The following is a 17,271-nucleotide window of genomic DNA, read 5'->3' as shown; positions in this document are numbered from 1 at the left end:
GGCGGCGCGAGGGAGAGTCGCTTCATGGATCAGTTCGACATCATCGTCATCGGCGGCGGAAGCGCGGGCAGCGCGGCTGCGGGACGGCTTGCCGAGGACGGCACGCGGACGGTCTGCCTGGTCGAGGCGGGCGGGCGCAACGACACGGTGCGGGTCAAGACGCCGGGTTTCATGCCCTTCATCCCAAAGTCGTCGAACTATCGATATGACACGGTTCCGCAGCCGGGGCTGAACGGCCGTACCGGATATCAGCCGCGCGGGCGCGGGCTTGGCGGGTCGAGCGCAATCAATGCGATGGTTTATATTCGCGGGCACGCTTTCGACTACGATCAGTGGGCGTCGCTTGGCGCGAACGGCTGGAGCTATGCCGATGTGCTCCCTTACTTCAAGCGCGCCGAGCATAACGAGCGCGGGGCAGACGAATTCCACGGCGCCGATGGACCGCTCAATGTGATGGATCAGCGCTGGCCGAATGTGACGAGCCGGCGCTTCATCGAGAGCGCGGCAGCGCTGCAATTGCCGCGCACCGCGGATTTCAACGGGGCAGAGCAAGAAGGCTTCGGGCTTTATCAGGTCACGCAAAAGGCCGGCGAGCGCTGGTCGGCGGCGCGCGCCTATGTCGAGCCGCTCCGCGAAAATGCGAACTTCGCGGTGCGCACCGGCGCGCTGGTCGAGAAGATTCTGATCGAGGATGGCCGGGCGGCCGGTGTGGTGATCCGTCGCGGCTCGAAGCGCGAGACGCTGCGCGCGCGCGGCGGCGTGATCCTGTCGGCGGGCGCGTTCAACAGCCCGCAGATCTTGATGCTTTCGGGGATCGGACCCGCAGCGCATCTGAAGGAACACGGCATCGACGTCGCGATCGACCGTGCAAGCGTCGGCGCCGATCTGCAGGACCATATCGACTATGTGTCGAGTTGGGAGACGCGCTCGACCGATCCGTTCGGCGACAGCCTCGGCGGGACCTGGCGGATGGTCAAGGCGATCTTCGAGCATCGCACGAAGCGTAGCGGGATCATGACGACCTGTTTTGCCGAGGCGGGCGGCTTCTGGAAATCGCGCCCCGACCTGCCCGCGCCCGACATCCAATATCATTTCGTCCCGGCGATGCTCGAGGATCATGGCCGCACCAAGGTGAAGGGGCACGGCTTTTCGTGCCATGCCTGCGTGCTGCGGCCCGAAAGTCGCGGGTCGGTGACGCTGGCGTCTCGGGACGCCGCGGCAGCGCCGGTGATCGATCCCGGCTTCCTGACCGACGAGCGCGATGTGGCAACGCTGCGCGCGGGGGTGCGGATGATGCATCGCGTCGTCGCCGCGCCGCCGTTGTCGGACTATGCGGGCGCCGACAGGCATCCGGTGAGTATCGACGATGATACCGCGCTCGACGCGCTGATCCGCAGCCGCGCCGACACCGTCTATCACCCGGTGGGCACATGCCGCATGGGAAGCGACGATGCAGCGGTGGTCGACTCCGGCCTGAAGCTCCGCGGGATCGAGGGGCTGTGGGTTGCCGATGCGAGCATCATGCCGCGGCTCGTTTCGGGCAACACCAATGCGCCGAGCATCATGATCGGCGAACGCGCGGCGGACTTCGTGAAGGCGGCTTTGGCCTGATCTGAACGCCCACTGCCAGCGCTTCGACGCGGCCGCTGGCGGCCGGTCGCTTCGCCGCGGCACCGGCGCAAAACGAGCTGAAATCCTTGGCTTTTCGCGCGCGCGTTTGCTGCGCACAAAAAAAGAGGGCCGGGACTTGCGTCCCGGCCCAGCCTTTCAGGCTCTCCCCTCCTGAAACTGTTGACGCAATGAATGCCACATTAATGTCATGTTGGGAAGGCTAAAATTGCGGCACGTGCGCCTAAATTTTGTGCAGCCTTTGGTGCAGCATCCGGCGCCGGATTCGGGCGGTGGGGCGGCGTTAACCCGCGACGCGGGGATCGGCTTGCGACGCTGCGCGGGGGTGCGAGCACCGGCAGGCAAGGCCCGAATCGAATCAAAAAAAATGGCCGGGAGCTTGTCGCATCCCGGCCAGTGGTTCGCAGGAGGAACCTCGGTAGGACCCCGCCGCCGTTGAAAGGAGAGAGAGCGGCGGCGGGTATCCTGTCTCGTCAATAATTGTAGGCGCGCTCCCCATGTTCGGCGAGGTCGAGCCCTTCTTGCTCGATGTCCGCCGACGGGCGCAGGCCGATGGTGTATTTGAGTGCGAGGAACAGCACCGCACTGACCACGCCGGTCCACACGACGGTGGTGCCGACGGCCCAGATTTGGGTCATCACCTGGCCGGTCAGGTCGAACTCGCCGGCCTTGGCGACGGGCGCGGTGTAATCGATCCAGCCCTGACCGCCCCACGCCGGATTGGCGACGAAGCCAGTGCCGATGGCGCCGATGATGCCGCCGACGGCGTGGATGCCGAACACGTCGAGCGAGTCGTCATATTTGAGTTTCTTCTTGACCGTGGTGACAAAGAAGAAGCAGCCCAGCGAGGCGACGGCGCCAAGGAGGATCGCGGTGCCGGGATGGGCAAAGCCCGCGGCCGGCGTGATGGCGACCAGGCCGGCGACGACGCCGGAAACCCCACCCAGTAACGACGGCTTTTTGTGCACGATCTGCTCGATGATCGCCCAGGTCGCACCCGCAGCCGCCGTGGCGACGAGCGTGTTGATGAAGGCCAGCGCGCCAAAGGCGTTGGCTTCGAGGCCCGAACCCGCGTTGAAGCCGAACCAGCCGATCCACAGCAACGAGGCGCCGATCATCGTCATGACCAGGTTGTGCGGGGGCATCGGTTCCGAATTATAGCCAAGGCGCGGGCCGATCACGAGGCAGCCGACCAGACCGGCGACGCCAGCGTTGATATGGACGACGGTGCCGCCGGCAAAGTCGAGCGCACCCCAGCCCCACAGCAGGCCCGTGTCATCGGGCGCGGCATTGAGGAAGTCGGGGCCCGGCCAGTACCAGACCATGTGCGCGATCGGGAAATAGGCGAGCGTCAGCCACAGCACCGTGAAGATGATCAGCGGCGTGAACTTCACGCGCTCCGCGAACGCCCCGATGATCAGTGCCGGCGTGATGCAGGCGAAGGTCATCTGGAAGATCACGAAGACATATTCAGGCAAATAGACCCCGTTCGAGAAGGTGGCGGCAAAGGTCGTCACATCGACGCCCGAGAGGAACGCCTTGTCGAGGCCGCCGACCAGCTTGGGGAAGGGCGACCCGGTGGAGGTGAAGGCCATCGAATAGCCCCAGCTGAACCAGACGAGCGCGGCGACGCAGACGATGGTGAGCACCTGCATCAGCACCGAAAGCATATTCTTGGCGCGGACAAGGCCGCCATAGAAAAGCGCCAGCGCGGGCACCGACATCAGCAGCACCAACGCCGAGGCGACGAGCATCCATGCCACGTCGCCTTTGTTGACCATCTCGGCGGTTGGTGTGAAAGGCGCGGGCGCCGCCGCTTCGGCAACCGGCGCGACAGCGTCCTGGGCCCAAACGGGCAGCGCGGCGAACAGCGCGAGGCCCGTGGCCCCGGCTCCCGCCGCAATCTTGTTTGCGAACTTCATTGCTTCCCCCTTTATCATTAAAGAGCCGCCTCGCCGGTCTCGCCGGTGCGGATGCGCACGGCCTGACCCACGTCGAGGACGAAAATCTTGCCGTCCCCGATCGACCCGGTCCCGGCGCTTTGCTGGAGTGTTTCCACGACCCGCGGTGCAAGCGCGTCGTCGCAGACGAGCTCGATCTTCACCTTCGGAACCATGTTGGTTGCATATTCGGCGCCGCGGTAGATTTCGGTCTGCCCTTTTTGGCGACCGAAACCCTTGACCTCGGTCACGGTCATGCCGGCGATGCCCAGCCCGGTAAGCGCTTCGCGCACTTCGTCGAGCTTGAACGGTTTGATGATAGCCAGGATCAGCTTCATGATGCCCCCTTTTGATTATGGCATCATGGTGCAGTGCAACAGCCGTGCCAGATTGCGCGAATGCTGCAAAAGTTAACATTTTGTGACGGTTTTGGGGCGAACGGCACACCTGATCGTTCGTTCGGTGGGCAGCCGAGGCAGGCATTTGCCTATTATTTGGGCAGAAATGTTCCCCTCCCGCCTGCGGGAGCGGATAAGGGCCTACCCCGAAACCGCCTGGAAGCTCGCCCAGATCGGCAAATGGTCCGACGCGCGTGCGGCGAGCGCACTCTGGTGGACACCGGCCTCGATCGCCTCGAGCTCGGGCGAAGCGAAGATGCGGTCGAGCTTCGCGACCGGGCGGCGGCTGTGGAAACTGTGGCCGGTGTCGACCAGCCGGTGCCGCGCGCCGAAATCGCTGAGACAGCCGCCCGACGCGCGCCATTCGTTGCAATCGCCCATCAGGATCGTCGGCAGATCCTCGCCCTCGGCGACGTGCGACAGGATGGCGCGCGCCTGCTGGCGGCGGCGGAGCCCCGAAATGTCGAGATGCATGCCGACGACGCGCAGGCGCGTGTCGCCGATGCGCAAGGTGGCCGCCACCGCGCCGCGCGGTTCGAGCGTCGGCAGGTGCAGCGCGTGGCTTTCCTCGACCTCGGTCCCTTTGCGAACGAGCAGCGCATTGCCGTGCCAGCCGATGCTGTGCGGCCGATCGGTCAAGGTGACCGGGATATAGTCGCTGTGCTCGGCGAGCATATGCGGCGGAATCGCGCTCGCGCGCGTGCCGAAGCGGCGGTCGCACTCTTGCAACGCGACGATATCGGCGTCGAGCTCGGCCAGAACGGACAGCACGCGACCGGGGTCGCGGCGCCGGTCGAGCCCGATGCCCTTGCGCATATTATAGCTGGCGACCTTGATCATGGGTGAGTTTTGGACCGACCTTTAATCCGTTGGTGCTGAGCCCCTCGACTGCCTCGTTGGCGCTCGGGACACGCTTCGACAAGATCAGGACGAACGGGGGAGGGGTTCGGTTGCAAATTCAACCCGCGCCGAACTCTTCGAGCAGCGCCTTGGCATCGCCCAGATCCTCGTCGAGCACCATCACCCGTACCGGGATCAGCAGCCCGACGCTTTCGGCGATGTTCATCCCCGCGTCGAAGCAGACGGCATGGACGCCCGCGCTTTCGAGGCGGCCGCGCAGCAGCTCGGCTTCGGCGCCGTTCGGCAGGCGCACCAGTTCGACGAGCGCCATCAGCCGGTGATGAACCGGTCGGTGGCGCGCGTCGGCAGACCGTCGATGCTTTCCGTACGCCCGCGGACTTTCTCGACCCACCGGTCGGGGTCGGCCTGACGGTGATATTTCTGCAGCGTATCGCGCTCGTGCTGCAACTCCATCATCGGCACGCCCCAGCCGCAGCTCGTCTGGACGCTCTCGACGTCGATGACGAAGATCTGACGCGTACCGGGGATCAGCGTGAAATGGGCGGCGAGTGCCTCCCATTCATCGTCTTGCGGCAGGACCGGGCGGCCATGGCCATAGATGCGAAGGATCAGTGCGGTGCGATCGAAGGCACAAAACATCAGCGTGATGCGTCCATCGGCGGCCAGATGCGCGTGCGTCTCGTTGCCCGACCCGCCAAGATCGAGATAGGCGACCTGGTTTTCGGACAGGACCCGGAAGCTGTCGGCATAGCCCTTGGGCGACAGGTTGATGCGGCCGTCGGCGGAAGCGGTCGCGGTGAAATAGACCGGCTGCTTCTCGATGAAGGCGATATGCTTGTCGGTCAGACTGTCGGTGAATTCAGACATGGTTGCTCTCCGTATCGCACGCGCCCTATCACCAATCCTTGCCCTCTTCTATTGCCGCTTCCTCGTCGTCGCGCGTCGCCCGGCCCAGCGCCGCGTTGCGGTGCGGGAAGCGGCCATAGCGGTCGATCATGTCGAAATGCGTCTGCGCATAGTCATGGAACAGCGGGTCGGCGAGCTGGTTGAACAGCCGCAGCGATTCGCGTTGGTCGGCCATGTCCTCGCTATGTTGGAACGGCAGATAGGCGAATTGCTGCCGCTCGTCGGGCCAGTCCCGGTCCCACCCGTGCGCGACGATCCCGCGCGCGATGGCCCGCGCCAGATCGTCGGTCGCAAAGGCTTCGGCGTTATGGCGATGGATATTGCGCGGCACCTGGTCGAACAGGATCGCCGCGGCGAGCGCCGTGTCGGGATCGGTCAGAAAGCTGCTCGCGGGCTGCGACCGCAACGCGTCGTGCCAGTCGGCGGCGAGGTCCGCGACGTCGCGGTCGAAGTCCGCGCCGCCGCCGTACCAGTCCTCCATCCCATGACCATCGAACCAGAAGCCGAGCAGCTGTCGCGCCCAGTCGGCGGGCGGTGAAAGAGGTTCCCTTTCGGACAAGGCAATCATTCCCGATACAGAGTCATCCCGGCGCAGACCGGGATATCCACCTGACGCGATAACGCGCCGGTGAGTTCCCGGCCTGCGCCGGGATGACGAATGGATTCTAGCGAGGCATCGCGAAATCTGCGCGAAGGCTATTCTGCCTTCGGGCGCCGATAGGGCACAAACTCGCCGAGCGTGACGAAGCCGCTGTACATATGGCTTGTGCGGTCGTGCAGCTGGACCGCGTCGATGCTGCACAGCTGGCTGCCGATCGTCTTGGTGACGAGAACATCGTCATCGTCGAGCGATTCGGCCCCGCTGCGCGGGCGATTGACCCAATATGTGCTGCCCACCTTGTACACGATCGCGGTCTTGTCGATCACCTGGCTGCTGCCGAGGCTCGCCAGCGAGATGCAATTTTGCGGCTCGCCCGCGACGCGATTGCCGAGCAGCTTGGTGAGCTGATCCTCTGGCGACAGCCTTTCGCGTGCTGACGCCGCGGGGCTGACCGCAACGGCTGCTGCAACGAGAAGCGTGGGGATAAGATGACGCATGGTTAGACTCCTGTCTTCAACATACCCTACCCACGTACCTTATACGCGAAAGCCGATGAACCGTGAATGACTCGCGATCAGCAGGTGGGAAGCGGGATCCCGAGCGGGCCTTTGCACTTTTTCTTCTTTTCGGGCTCGGCCGGCGTGCTGCCGCCGCTCGATCCCCCCATTCCGCCGAAATCGGCACCGATCAGCAGCATCGTGTGCGAGCGGAACCGCACTTTGGCGGTCCAGTCGATGTTCCACACGGCATTGCCCGCGGGTTTGGGCGGATAGGAGAAATGGGCCTCGGGGCCAAAGGCGTTGAGGTTGCCGATCATCATGTCGCCCGAGGCCTTCTTGACCTCGGCAGGAATCTGGCAGGTCGTTTGCGACGGCGGCATCACGATCTTCTGCGTGATCAGCTTGGCGACCGTCGCGGGGGGCAACCAGTCCCACAAGCCGCCGCCGAACTCCTTCGACGTGCTGCTCGTCCACCAGATGATATCGCCACCCTTTTCCTGCCGGTCCATGCCGCCGATCGTCCAGGCGGCATAGCCCGTCGCGGTCGGTACCTGGGTCCAGCGCAGCAGCACCGATTGGTCGGCCTGGATCGTAGTCGAGGCCGACAGCCCCTGCATATAATCCTGCGCCAACGTGAAGTTGATGTCCGATCCGACATTGCTCGCGATACGATGCGCGCCGAGCAGCGACGAGCCGCCGCCGGGCTGTTTGCCATTCTTGCCATTCGGCCAGTCGACATAGGATTTGCTGTTCAGCTGCGACACTTCGCGGATGACCGGCACCGCGCTGGAAAACAGGTTCGGCGGTACCTGGCCTGCCGCGACCTTCGCAAAGTCGATGATCACCGGCTGCCCCGGCCCCGCCTTGGCGCCGCAACCCCAATAGAGGAGCAGGCGGCCCTTGGGGCGCTCGAACTGGGTCGGATAGCTGCCTTCCTTGCGCTCGGGCGCTATCAGCGGCACCGATTTGCCCAGTTTTGCCTGCGGCAGGAAGAAATGGTCGGCTTTCGGCGGCGGCGCGGTCGGCCCCTGATCGGTGCCGAGGCGCAGGCTGAGCATATAGGCGACGCGGCTCGACGGGTCGCCGCCAAAGGCCATGCTCATCGCACCGCCGAGGCCGCCGCGCCCGCCGCTCATTGCGGCAAAGCCCGACATCGTCGCGACGTCCATCTCATACCGTTCCTTGGGACCGCTGGTCTTTTGCGCCGAGCCGGGAACGGCGGCGAGCATTGCGGCGATGACGGTGACGGAAACGAAACGCAGGCTCGAACGCATGAAATCCTCCCTGTTGCAGGGGCGTCCCTGCGGATGATGCGACCCGATTCTTATTGTGTTTGAAGGGGGTATAAGCGCGGAAAGGCGCCGCGCCAAGTGAGGGCGGTCACAGGCGTTCATAACCATCTTCACGCCGGACTTGATCCGGAGCATGCCTTCTTGAAGAAACAGGCAGGTCCCGGGTCAAAGCCCGGGATGACGACTGTTACGCCGTGCCGCCCACGGTCAACCCGCTCACCAGCAAGGTTGGCTGGCCGACCCCGGCGGGCACGCTCTGGCCTGCCTTGCCGCAGATGCCGATGCCTTCGTCGAGCGCCATGTCGTTCCCGATGCCCATCACCTTGGTGAGCACGCTCGGCCCATCGCCGATCAGCGTCGCGCCCTTGATCGAATCGCCGATCTTGCCATTCTCGATCTTGTACGCCTCGGTGCAGCTGAAGACGAATTTGCCCGACACGATGTCGACCTGCCCGCCGCCGAAGCTTTTGGCGAAGATGCCGGTCTTGACGCGGCTCAGCAGTTCGGCTGGATCGTCGTTGCCGCCCTTCATGAACGTGTTGGTCATCCGCGGCATCGGCGCATGCGCAAAGCTTTCGCGGCGGCCGTTGCCCGTCGGCTCGACCCCCATCAGACGCGCATTCAGGCGGTCCTGCATATAGCCCTTTAGGATCCCGTCCTCGATCAGGATCGTTTCGCCGGTCGGCGTGCCTTCGTCGTCGATGCTGAGCGATCCGCGGCGACCGCCGCCGATCGGGCTTTCCATCGCGCCGTCGTCGACCACCGTGACGCCGGATGCCGCGACGCGCTCGCCAATGCGGCCCGAAAAGGCGCTGGTGCCCTTGCGGTTGAAATCGCCCTCGAGCCCGTGACCGACCGCTTCATGCAGCAGCACGCCAGGCCAGCCGGGACCGAGCAGCACGGTGAATTCGCCGGCAGGCGCGTCGACCGCGCGGAGGTTGACGAGCGCCTGTGCCAGTGCCTCGTCGATCGCGCGGTTCCACTGCGCTTCGTCGAACAGATGATCGTACATATAGCGGCCGCCGAGGCCGAAATAGCCGGATTCACGGCGGCCATTCTCTTCGACCACGATCGAGACGTTGAGGCGGACGAGCGGGCGGATGTCGGTCGCAAGGAAGCCGTCGGCGCGGACGATTTCGACCACCGACCAGCTTCCTGCCAGCGCGACCGAGACCTGAACGATGCGCGGATCGCGCGCGCGGGCGGCGGCGTCGATTTCCTGGCAGAGCGCGACCTTCTTCGCGAAGGGGACCAGGTCGAGCGGATTCGCTTCGTCATACAGATGGCGGTTGGTGTGCGGTGGCGGCGCGGCATGCGCGTCCTTCGCCGGATCGAGCAGCGCGAGCGTTTCGGCGGCGCGGCGGATCGCTCCCGCGCTGATGTCGCTGGCGTGCGCGAAGCCCGTCATCTCGCCCGATACCGCGCGCAGGCCAAAGCCGGCGTCGGTCGAATAGTCGGCGGTCTTGAGCCGCCCGTCGTCGAAGCCGAAGCTCTCGGTCGCGCGATATTGCAGGTAAAGCTCGCCGTCGTCGGCCTTGGCGAGCGCTTCGCGCGCCAGCTTCTGTGCCAGATCGGGGTCGAGCGCGTCGGCGCGATAGAGGAAGCGGCGGGGATCGGTAGGACTGGTCATGAGCGTCATATAGGCGCGCGCGTGTCCACGCGCAAACCGGCGTTATACTCAGTCGCGACTGTCAGAGATAATTGACGGTGAGCGTGAAGGTGCCGCTGTAATCGCCTGCGGCCTGGTTCGCGCCGACGTTGAGCGTGCCGCCGATATAATAGGTCTGGACGCCGCTGGGCAGCAGAGTGCCGCCGAGCAGGGTGATGCCGCCGCCGCTGGTGCTCGCGGCACGGACGAGGCTGGCGGTCATCGTCCCGCCGCCGCCCGCGCGGGTCAGGGTAACGCTGGTATCGCCGCTGACGGTGATCAGCAGGACGCCGCCCGTGCCCTGAAACACCGCCCGCTGAAAGCCGACGCCGATCGGGGTCGCGCCGCCGGTAGCCGTGCGCGCGCCGGTGACGGCGTTGACCGTGACCGTGCCCGCAGTCGGCCCGCTGGTCAGCGTGCCGAAATCGAGGTCGTCGACTTTGACGAGCGTGTTCGGGCGTACGACCACCGACGTCGCGGTGCCGGTCTGGTTCGCGGCATAGGCCGGAGCACACGCAAGCGTGCCCGCCGCAACAGCGACGATGGCGAGGCGGCGGAGCGCCGCTCGCGGATAGCTGGTCCCTGGAATCCCCACGATTCTGCTCCTGTCTGGAACAGAGTGATAGGGCCAGGGCATGAATCGATGATGCGCGGGGATGGTAAAGCGGCGCTTAACGTTTCGGCGTGGTCGGCGGCCCGGCGCTCAACTGTGGTCGGCAACGCCTCCGGCGAGAATGAAGCGCCGGTCGCAATAGCCGCAGTCGGCATAGCCCTGGTCGGGATCGATCTCCAGCCACACGCGCGGATGGCCGAGCGCGGCGTTGGCGAGCCCGTCGCCGGTGCCGTCACAGGCGATGCGGGCTTTGGGCGTGCGGATCGTTTCGGGAGCGGGCTGGGTCATCGTCGCGCCTTTAGCAAGGCCGGGCGGAGTGGGCAATTGCTCTCGATCGTCATCCCGCACTTGATCCGGCATCTACTGCGGCGCTGAGGTCCTGGACCCCGGATCAAGTCCGGGGTGACGAACCATGGCTAGAGATAATTCAACGTGACTGTGAACGTCCCGGAGTAATCGCCCGGCGTCTGGTTCGCGCCCACTTCGAGCGTCGCACCGACAGGGAAATTATAATTGCCGAGCGCGCTCGCGATGGTGAAGCGCGTCGGCGTCGTCGAGAGGATCGCGGTCGGCGTCGAGCCGATCTCGAAATCGCGCACGCGCATCCGCACCCCCGGCCCGGTGATGAAGATCGTGTTCGACCCCAGCGAGATATTCACTTGGCGGTTCGGGGTGCCGAGCCCGGCAAAACGTGCGGGCTCGCCGTCATTGCCGGCGAGCGTCGCGCCGCCGGTGCGCGAGCGCGAGCCGTCGGGCGCGATCCGCACCGTTCCGGCCGTTCCCGACGCAATGATGCTCCCGAAATCGAGGTCATTGACCTTGAAGAAGCTGAGCGGCCGAAGCACGATGGCGTCGGTCTGGGCCTGCGTATTGTTCTGCGCGAACGCCGGCGATACGGCGACGGGCGCGAGCAAGAGCGCAAAGATGGCTAGGCCGCGCTGCGAACGCAGCGGGCGATGGGTGTGTCTGGTCCTCACACCGTCGTCCCTAGCGGCGATTTTCCAATTTACCGTTAACGCGCCGCGCGGGCCGATCGGTGCCGGAGAGAGGGCTTTCGCGCAGGAGTATGCGCGGCTATGGAAGCGGCCATGAGTGAAGCCGCCATCCGCATCGACGCCGTTTCAAAGACCTATGCCGGGGGGAAGCAGGCGCTCGACAACGTCAGCTTCGACGTGCCGCGCGGACAGATCTTCGGGCTGCTGGGGCCGAACGGCGCCGGCAAGTCGACCTTGATCAACATCCTCGCGGGGCTGGTCAACAAGACCGCCGGGTCGGCGAGCATCTGGGGCTTCGATATCGACGCCGATCCCAGAAACGCCAAATATTCGATCGGCATCGTGCCGCAGGAAATCGTCTTCGATCCCTTTTTCACGCCGTTCGAGACGCTGGAGAATCAGGCCGGGCTCTATGGCGTGCCGAAAGGCAAGCGCATTTCGGACGACCTGCTCGCCGCGGTGCATCTGTCGGACAAGCGCGACGCCTATGCGCGCACGCTGTCGGGGGGCATGAAGCGCCGCCTGCTCGTCGCCAAGGCGATGGTGCATTCGCCCCCCATCATCGTTCTCGACGAGCCGACCGCGGGGGTCGACATCGAACTGCGCCAGCAGCTTTGGGAATATGTGCAGTCGCTCAACGACCGCGGCGTCACCGTGGTGCTGACGACGCACTATCTGGAGGAGGCCGAGCAGCTTTGCGACCGGATCGCGATCATCAACCATGGTCGGTTGATCGCGAACAAGCCGACGCGCGAACTCGTCGACATGGCGCGCGAGAAGATCGTCGTCGTGACGCTCGACGCCGATGTCACCGTGCTGCCGACGCATCCGGCGTTCGAGAAGATCGAGCGCGAGGGCGAGCGCGGGCTCGCGATCAGCTATAACAAGGACCGGATGAACGCGGGCGAAGTGCTCGCGGCGGTCAATGCGATGGGGCACGGCATCGTCGACGTGTCAACGCGCGAGGCCGATCTGGAGGATGTATTCCTGAATTTGACGCGCGCGGCGAATGGCTGAGGAAAAGGCCGACGCTTTTTCCCCCCTCCCGCAGGCGGGAGGGGTCGGGGGTGGGCCTGTCCGTAAATTTCGGCCACGCGAGACGCTGAACGCGCAGCGACTTCGCCGCGAAGCCACACCGCCCGAGCGAACCTTGTGGCGCGCCATTTCAAGACGCCAGCTCGAAGGCTGGAAGTTCAGCCGCCAGATGCCCATCGGCCCTTACGTCACAGACTTCCTCTGCCGCGAGGCCAAGCCTGTCATTGAATTCGACGGCATTTCCCACGACGACCGGCAGGAAGAAGACCGCCGCAGGGATGGCTATCTGCGCGCGCAAGGCTATTGGACGCTACGTTTTTCCAACGCCGATGTGATGTCCAATCTTGAAGGTGTGTTGATGACGATAGTGGAAGCGCTGAATTCAGGCCCACCCCCAACCCCTCCCGCCTGCGGGAGGGGAGAAGAGTGACCCAAACCACCCCCCACGATGTCATCATCGTCGGCTCTGGCGCCGCGGGCCTTACCGCCGCGATCGCGCTCGCCGATCATTGCAGGGTGCTGGTGCTCGCAAAGGGCGAACTGACCGGCGGCTCGACCGCATGGGCGCAGGGCGGGATCGCTGCGGTGCTCGACGCGGGCGACACGTTCGAAAATCATATCGAGGACACGATGGTCGCGGGCGCGGGATTGAACCGGCGCGAGACGGTCGAGTTCGTCGTCGAGAATGCACCGCACGCGATCGAGCGGCTCGTTGAAATGGGCGTGCCGTTCAACAAGGATGCCGAAGCGCTGCACCTGACGCGCGAGGGCGGGCATTCGCACCGCCGTATCGTCCATGTCGACGACGCGACCGGCTGGGCGGTGCAGGCGGCGTTGCTAAAGACTGCCGAGGCGCATCCGAACATCAGCCTGCTGCCGGGGCAGGCATGCATCGACCTGATCACCGGGCGGCACGAGCAACGCTATTCGGGTTCGGGCCGCGTCTGGGGCGTCTATGCGCTCGACGAGAAGACCGGCAAGGTTCACGCGCATGTCGGCCGCGCGACGATCCTCGCGAGCGGCGGGGCGGGGCGTGTCTATCAATTCTCGACCGCCCCGCGCGGCGCGACGGGCGACGGAATCGCGATGGCGTGGCGCGCCGGCTGCCGGGTCTCGAACATGGAGATGATGCAGTTCCACCCGACCTGCCTCTATAATCTGGAGGTCAAGAACTTCCTGATTACCGAGGCGGTGCGCGGCGAGGGCGGCATCCTGAAGCATCCCGTCACCGGGCATCGCTATATGCCCGATTACGACCCGCGCGCCGAACTGGCGCCGCGCGATATCGTCGCGCGTGCAAACGACGATCAGATCAAGCGCTCGGGCCTCGACTATGTCCACCTCGACATCAGCCACAAGGACCCCGATTTCGTCGCGGGCCATTTCCCGAACATCTATGAAAAGCTGCTGACGCTCGGCATCGACATGACCAAGCAGCCGATCCCGGTGGTGCCCGCGCAGCATTATACCTGCGGCGGGGTGCTGATCGACCTCGACGGGCGCACCGACCTGCCGGGACTTTACGCTGCGGGCGAATGCACCGAGAGCGGCCTGCACGGCGCGAACCGCCTGGCGTCGAACAGCTTGCTGGAATGCTTCGTCTTTGGCGAAGCGGCGGCGAAGGACATCATCGCGCGCTGGGGCCAGCTCGAACCGCCCCCGGCCATTCGCCCGTGGGACGCCAGCCGCGTCACCGATTCCGACGAAGAGGTTGTGATCAAGCAGAACTGGACCGAAATCCGCCGCTTCATGTGGAACTATGTCGGCATCGTGCGCACGACCAAGCGCCTTGAACGCGCGCAGCACCGGATCAAGATGATGACGGGCGAGGTCGAGGATTATTACGGCCATTTCCGCGTGACCACCGACCTGATCGAACTGCGCAACCTGCTGCAATGCGCCGACCTGATCGTCAAAAGCGCCCTCCACCGCAAGGAAAGCCGCGGCCTGCACTACACGCTCGACTATCCGGCCATGCTGCCCAAGGCGGTCGATACGGTGCTGGTGCCATAAGGGCGGTTTAGCGAAATATTCTCACACAAAGACACAAAGATGGCGCGCGCTTATCGACCCGAATCGCCATTGGCTTGCGGCGTACACCTTCCTTGCAATCGACAACAAATCTCGCCAGCTGCTCGACATTTGCCGTTATCACAGACCTCTTTGTGTCTTTGTGTGAGATATTCTTCTTATCCGCCAATCCCCAGCAGCCGTCCCACAAAGATCAGCACGATCGCGCCCACCACCGACGCAAAGCAGCCCGCGCCGTGGAATTCGCGCTGGCCGCGCGAGGTGACGAAGCCGGCGAGCAGCGAGCCTGCTACACCGAGCAATATCGTGGCGATCCAGCCCATCTGGACCGCGCCCGGATAAAAGAAGCGCGCCAGCGCGCCGATGAGCAGGCCCGAGATGATGGCGCTGATGATGTTGATCATGCGTTGAATCCTTCGTTCAGGAAGCGCTCGGCCAGCGCGGCGTGCAGCGCGGCGCCACGCGCCATCACCTTTTCGTCGAGCACCATATGGTTGCTGTGCAGCCCGCAGCACGCCCGCCAGTCGCTGCCCGCTTCGCTCGCGCCGAGCCAGAACATCGCGCCGGGCACCTTCTCCAGGACATAGGAGAAATCCTCCGCCCCCATCACCGGATTGTCCATCGTCAGCCAGGCGGCTTCGCCGAACGTCTCCTCGACGACCGACTGGCCAAAAGCCACCGCGCGCGCGTCGCAAATGGTGACGGGGAAGCCTTCCTCGATCGTCACCTCGGCAGTGCAGCCATGCGCTTCGGCGATTGCGGGAGCGAGGCGCTTCAATTCGCGCGCGACGTGTCCGCGGCGCTCGGGCGACAGGGTTCGGATCGTGCCCAGCATTTCGGCGGTTTCCGGGATGATATTGTTCGTCGTCCCTGCGGCGATCCTGGCGATCGTGACGACCGCGGGATCAAAGACCGAGATGCGGCGCGTTACCATCGTCTGGATCGCAGTGACGATCGAGCAGGCGACCGGAATCGGATCGATCGCATCGTGCGGCATCGAGGCATGCCCGCCCGCGCCCTTGACGGTAATCGACAGCACGTCGGACGAGGCGAGCAACGGCCCCGCCCGCCCGGCGAAAATCCCGTGCGGCGCGTTGGGCATCACATGCAGCGCGAAGGCCGCATCGGGCAGCGGGTCGAGCAGATCGTCGTCGAGCATGAAGCGCGCGCCATGATGCCCTTCCTCGCCCGGTTGGAACATGAACATCACGGTGCCGGGCAGCCGGTCGCGCGCGGCACACAGCAGCTTCGCGGCGCCGACGAGCATCGCGACATGCGTATCATGCCCGCACGCATGCATCGCGCCGCTCGTCTCGGACGTGAAATCGAGGCCGGTATCCTCGACCAGCGGCAGCGCATCCATGTCGCCGCGCAGCAGCACGGTGCGCCCGTTCGCGGGCCCGCGCAGGATCGCGACCAGCCCGGTCGTCGACGGCCCCTCGCGAAACTCCAGCGGCAAGCCCGCGAGCGCCGCCTTGATCTTGGCCAGCGTCTTGGGGTTTTGCAGGCCGAGTTCGGGCTCGCGATGAATCGCGCGGCGCAGATCGACCAGGTCGCCCAGGAGCGTTTCGGCCTCGGCGGGCCAGCTTCGGGTAATGTCGTTCATGTCTTTCCTCCGCCGAACAATTGCCGCCCCGCCAGATCGAGCATGATTTCCTCGCTGCCGCCGCCGATCGCGTTGACGCGGACTTCGCGGTAGATGCGTTCGACCTTGCTGCCGGTGATATAGCTTGCGCCGCCGAGCACCTGCGCGGCTTCACGCGCGACGCTTTCCAGCATCCGCGTCGCCTGGACCTTCAGCATCGCGAAGTCGGCGGGGCGGTCTTTGGCCTCTTTGACCTGCCACGCGCAAAGATCGACCCACGCCTGTGTCGCCTCGATCTGGCGTTCCATGTCGGCGAGCTTGATGCGGATCGACTGGTGGCCGACGAGCGGCTTGCCGAAGGTCTCGCGGTTTTGCGCCCACTCCGCGGCCTCGGCCATCGCAACACGGGCATAGGCGCAGCAACCCATCGCCATGCCGAGCCGCTCGCTGTTGAAGTTGCGCATGATGCCGATGAAGCCTGCGTTTTCCTGGCCGATCAGGTTGGATGCGGGGACGCGCACGTCGCTGAAATGGATCGCGGCGGTGTCGCTGCAGCGCCAGCCCATCTTGTCGAGCCGCGTGCGCTCGACGCCGGGGCTGGCCATGTCGATGAGGAGGAGCGAAATGCCCGCGCCGCCGGGGCCGCCGGTGCGCACCGCGCAGGTCAGCCAGTCGGCGCGCATGCCGCTGGTAATGAACATCTTGCCGCCATTGACGACATAGCTGTCGCCGTCGCGGACTGCGGTCGTCTTGAGGTTGGCGACGTCGCTGCCGCCGCCCGCTTCGGTGATGCCGAGTGCGATGATCCTGTCGCCCGCAAGCACGGGCGGCGCGACGCGCTGCTTCAGTTCCTCCGTGCCAAGCGCCAGGATCGGCGGCAGGCCGATACCATGCGTCATCAGCGACGCGCCAAGGCCGCCCGCGCCGACCGCGGCAAGCTCTTCGGTCAGGACGAGGCCATGGAAAATGTCGAAGCCTTCTGAATGTCCGCCATATTGTTCGGGATAGCGCAGCCCCAGGATCCCGGCGTCGGATGCCTTTTTATGCAGCGCGCGCGGCAGCTCGCCTTCGGCTTCCCACCGGTCGATGTGCGGCGCGACCTCGCGCGCGACGAAGCGGCGGACGCTTTGCGCCAGCGCTTCGTGGGTTTCGTCATAATAGGGCGATCGGGCGCGCCAGTCGTCAAAGGCTGTCATGCGGCGATGCTGCGCGGCGTTGACGCGAACGTCAAGTGAGG

19 protein-coding genes are annotated in these 17,271 nt (G+C 65.1%); 4 read left to right on the top strand and 15 right to left on the bottom strand.

Annotated elements, in window-relative coordinates:
• Positions 1 to 24: 24 nt before the first annotated feature.
• On the top strand, positions 25 to 1,611 hold the full coding sequence (locus tag ACO055_RS11850) for a GMC family oxidoreductase (protein WP_422059081.1): 1,587 nt from the start codon (positions 25 to 27) through the stop codon (positions 1,609 to 1,611).
• A 491-nt stretch (positions 1,612 to 2,102) separates the two neighbouring features.
• On the opposite strand, the gene ACO055_RS11845 is transcribed toward ACO055_RS11850, so the two are convergent.
• The 12 genes from ACO055_RS11845 to ACO055_RS11790 form a co-directional block, all read right to left on the bottom strand.
• Positions 2,103 to 3,551 (bottom strand): ammonium transporter, encoded by a 1,449-nt coding sequence (locus ACO055_RS11845; RefSeq protein WP_422059080.1) that lies wholly within the window; start codon positions 3,549 to 3,551, stop codon positions 2,103 to 2,105.
• Between the two features lie 17 nt (positions 3,552 to 3,568).
• Positions 3,569 to 3,907: a P-II family nitrogen regulator gene (locus ACO055_RS11840; protein ID WP_003043080.1), complete on the bottom strand. Its 339-nt coding sequence runs from the start codon at positions 3,905 to 3,907 to the stop codon at positions 3,569 to 3,571.
• Between the two features lie 201 nt (positions 3,908 to 4,108).
• The gene (locus ACO055_RS11835) at positions 4,109 to 4,807 is read right to left on the bottom strand and encodes an endonuclease/exonuclease/phosphatase family protein (protein ID WP_422059079.1); all 699 of its coding nucleotides are present in this window, start codon (positions 4,805 to 4,807) and stop codon (positions 4,109 to 4,111) included.
• Between the two features lie 118 nt (positions 4,808 to 4,925).
• Positions 4,926 to 5,138, bottom strand: a complete 213-nt coding sequence (locus ACO055_RS11830) for a DUF2007 domain-containing protein (RefSeq protein WP_422059078.1) — start codon at positions 5,136 to 5,138, stop codon at positions 4,926 to 4,928.
• Positions 5,138 to 5,695, bottom strand: coding sequence for a pyridoxamine 5'-phosphate oxidase family protein (locus ACO055_RS11825; RefSeq protein ID WP_422059077.1), 558 nt, complete (start codon positions 5,693 to 5,695; stop codon positions 5,138 to 5,140). The genes ACO055_RS11830 and ACO055_RS11825 overlap by 1 nt, the downstream gene beginning before the upstream one ends.
• 28 nt (positions 5,696 to 5,723) lie before the next feature.
• A complete protein-coding gene (locus tag ACO055_RS11820) occupies positions 5,724 to 6,293 on the bottom strand; it encodes a DUF924 family protein (RefSeq protein WP_422059076.1) in 570 nt (189 codons plus the stop codon).
• Positions 6,294 to 6,430: 137 nt separating this feature from the next.
• Positions 6,431 to 6,832: a hypothetical protein gene (locus ACO055_RS11815; protein ID WP_422059075.1), complete on the bottom strand. Its 402-nt coding sequence runs from the start codon at positions 6,830 to 6,832 to the stop codon at positions 6,431 to 6,433.
• Between the two features lie 77 nt (positions 6,833 to 6,909).
• Complete coding sequence (locus tag ACO055_RS11810) at positions 6,910 to 8,109, bottom strand: hypothetical protein (RefSeq protein ID WP_422059074.1); 1,200 nt, start codon at positions 8,107 to 8,109, stop codon at positions 6,910 to 6,912.
• A gap of 205 nt (positions 8,110 to 8,314) precedes the next feature.
• The gene (gene tldD, locus ACO055_RS11805) at positions 8,315 to 9,757 is read right to left on the bottom strand and encodes a metalloprotease TldD (protein WP_422059073.1); all 1,443 of its coding nucleotides are present in this window, start codon (positions 9,755 to 9,757) and stop codon (positions 8,315 to 8,317) included.
• Between the two features lie 61 nt (positions 9,758 to 9,818).
• Positions 9,819 to 10,370 carry a DUF4402 domain-containing protein gene (locus tag ACO055_RS11800; protein WP_422059072.1) on the bottom strand — a complete coding sequence of 184 codons (552 nt, stop codon included), beginning with the start codon at positions 10,368 to 10,370 and terminating at the stop codon, positions 9,819 to 9,821.
• A gap of 108 nt (positions 10,371 to 10,478) precedes the next feature.
• Positions 10,479 to 10,676, bottom strand: coding sequence for a zinc-finger domain-containing protein (locus ACO055_RS11795; RefSeq protein WP_422059071.1), 198 nt, complete (start codon positions 10,674 to 10,676; stop codon positions 10,479 to 10,481).
• Positions 10,677 to 10,804: 128 nt separating this feature from the next.
• The gene (locus tag ACO055_RS11790) at positions 10,805 to 11,365 is read right to left on the bottom strand and encodes a DUF4402 domain-containing protein (RefSeq protein WP_422059070.1); all 561 of its coding nucleotides are present in this window, start codon (positions 11,363 to 11,365) and stop codon (positions 10,805 to 10,807) included.
• Between the two features lie 111 nt (positions 11,366 to 11,476).
• Between ACO055_RS11790 and ACO055_RS11785 the strand changes: the two genes are divergently transcribed.
• From ACO055_RS11785 to nadB, 3 genes are read left to right on the top strand one after another with little or no spacing between them, the layout of a single operon-like run.
• On the top strand, positions 11,477 to 12,400 hold the full coding sequence (locus ACO055_RS11785) for an ABC transporter ATP-binding protein (RefSeq protein WP_422059069.1): 924 nt from the start codon (positions 11,477 to 11,479) through the stop codon (positions 12,398 to 12,400).
• Entirely contained in the window at positions 12,393 to 12,848 is a 456-nt protein-coding gene (locus ACO055_RS11780; protein WP_422059068.1) for an endonuclease domain-containing protein, read from the top strand. The genes ACO055_RS11785 and ACO055_RS11780 overlap by 8 nt, the downstream gene beginning before the upstream one ends.
• Positions 12,845 to 14,431, top strand: coding sequence for an L-aspartate oxidase (gene nadB, locus ACO055_RS11775; protein ID WP_422059067.1), 1,587 nt, complete (start codon positions 12,845 to 12,847; stop codon positions 14,429 to 14,431). The genes ACO055_RS11780 and nadB overlap by 4 nt, the downstream gene beginning before the upstream one ends.
• 176 nt (positions 14,432 to 14,607) lie before the next feature.
• Here nadB and ACO055_RS11770 read toward each other — a convergent pair whose 3' ends face one another.
• The 3 genes from ACO055_RS11770 to ACO055_RS11760 are packed head-to-tail and all read right to left on the bottom strand — an operon-like array spanning position 14,608 to position 17,230.
• On the bottom strand, positions 14,608 to 14,853 hold the full coding sequence (locus ACO055_RS11770) for a GlsB/YeaQ/YmgE family stress response membrane protein (protein ID WP_422059066.1): 246 nt from the start codon (positions 14,851 to 14,853) through the stop codon (positions 14,608 to 14,610).
• Positions 14,850 to 16,055 (bottom strand): M20 metallopeptidase family protein, encoded by a 1,206-nt coding sequence (locus ACO055_RS11765; RefSeq protein WP_422059065.1) that lies wholly within the window; start codon positions 16,053 to 16,055, stop codon positions 14,850 to 14,852. Before ACO055_RS11765 ends, ACO055_RS11770 begins: the two co-directional genes overlap by 4 nt.
• Positions 16,052 to 17,230: an acyl-CoA dehydrogenase family protein gene (locus ACO055_RS11760; RefSeq protein ID WP_422059064.1), complete on the bottom strand. Its 1,179-nt coding sequence runs from the start codon at positions 17,228 to 17,230 to the stop codon at positions 16,052 to 16,054. Before ACO055_RS11760 ends, ACO055_RS11765 begins: the two co-directional genes overlap by 4 nt.
• Between the last annotated feature and the right edge of the window lie 41 nt (positions 17,231 to 17,271).

The organism is Sphingopyxis sp. (assembly GCF_965227415.1).
GTDB lineage: Bacteria > Pseudomonadota > Alphaproteobacteria > Sphingomonadales > Sphingomonadaceae > Sphingopyxis.
The sequence above is the reverse complement of the archived record's forward strand: the minus strand, read 5'-3'. Positions and strand labels throughout refer to the sequence as shown.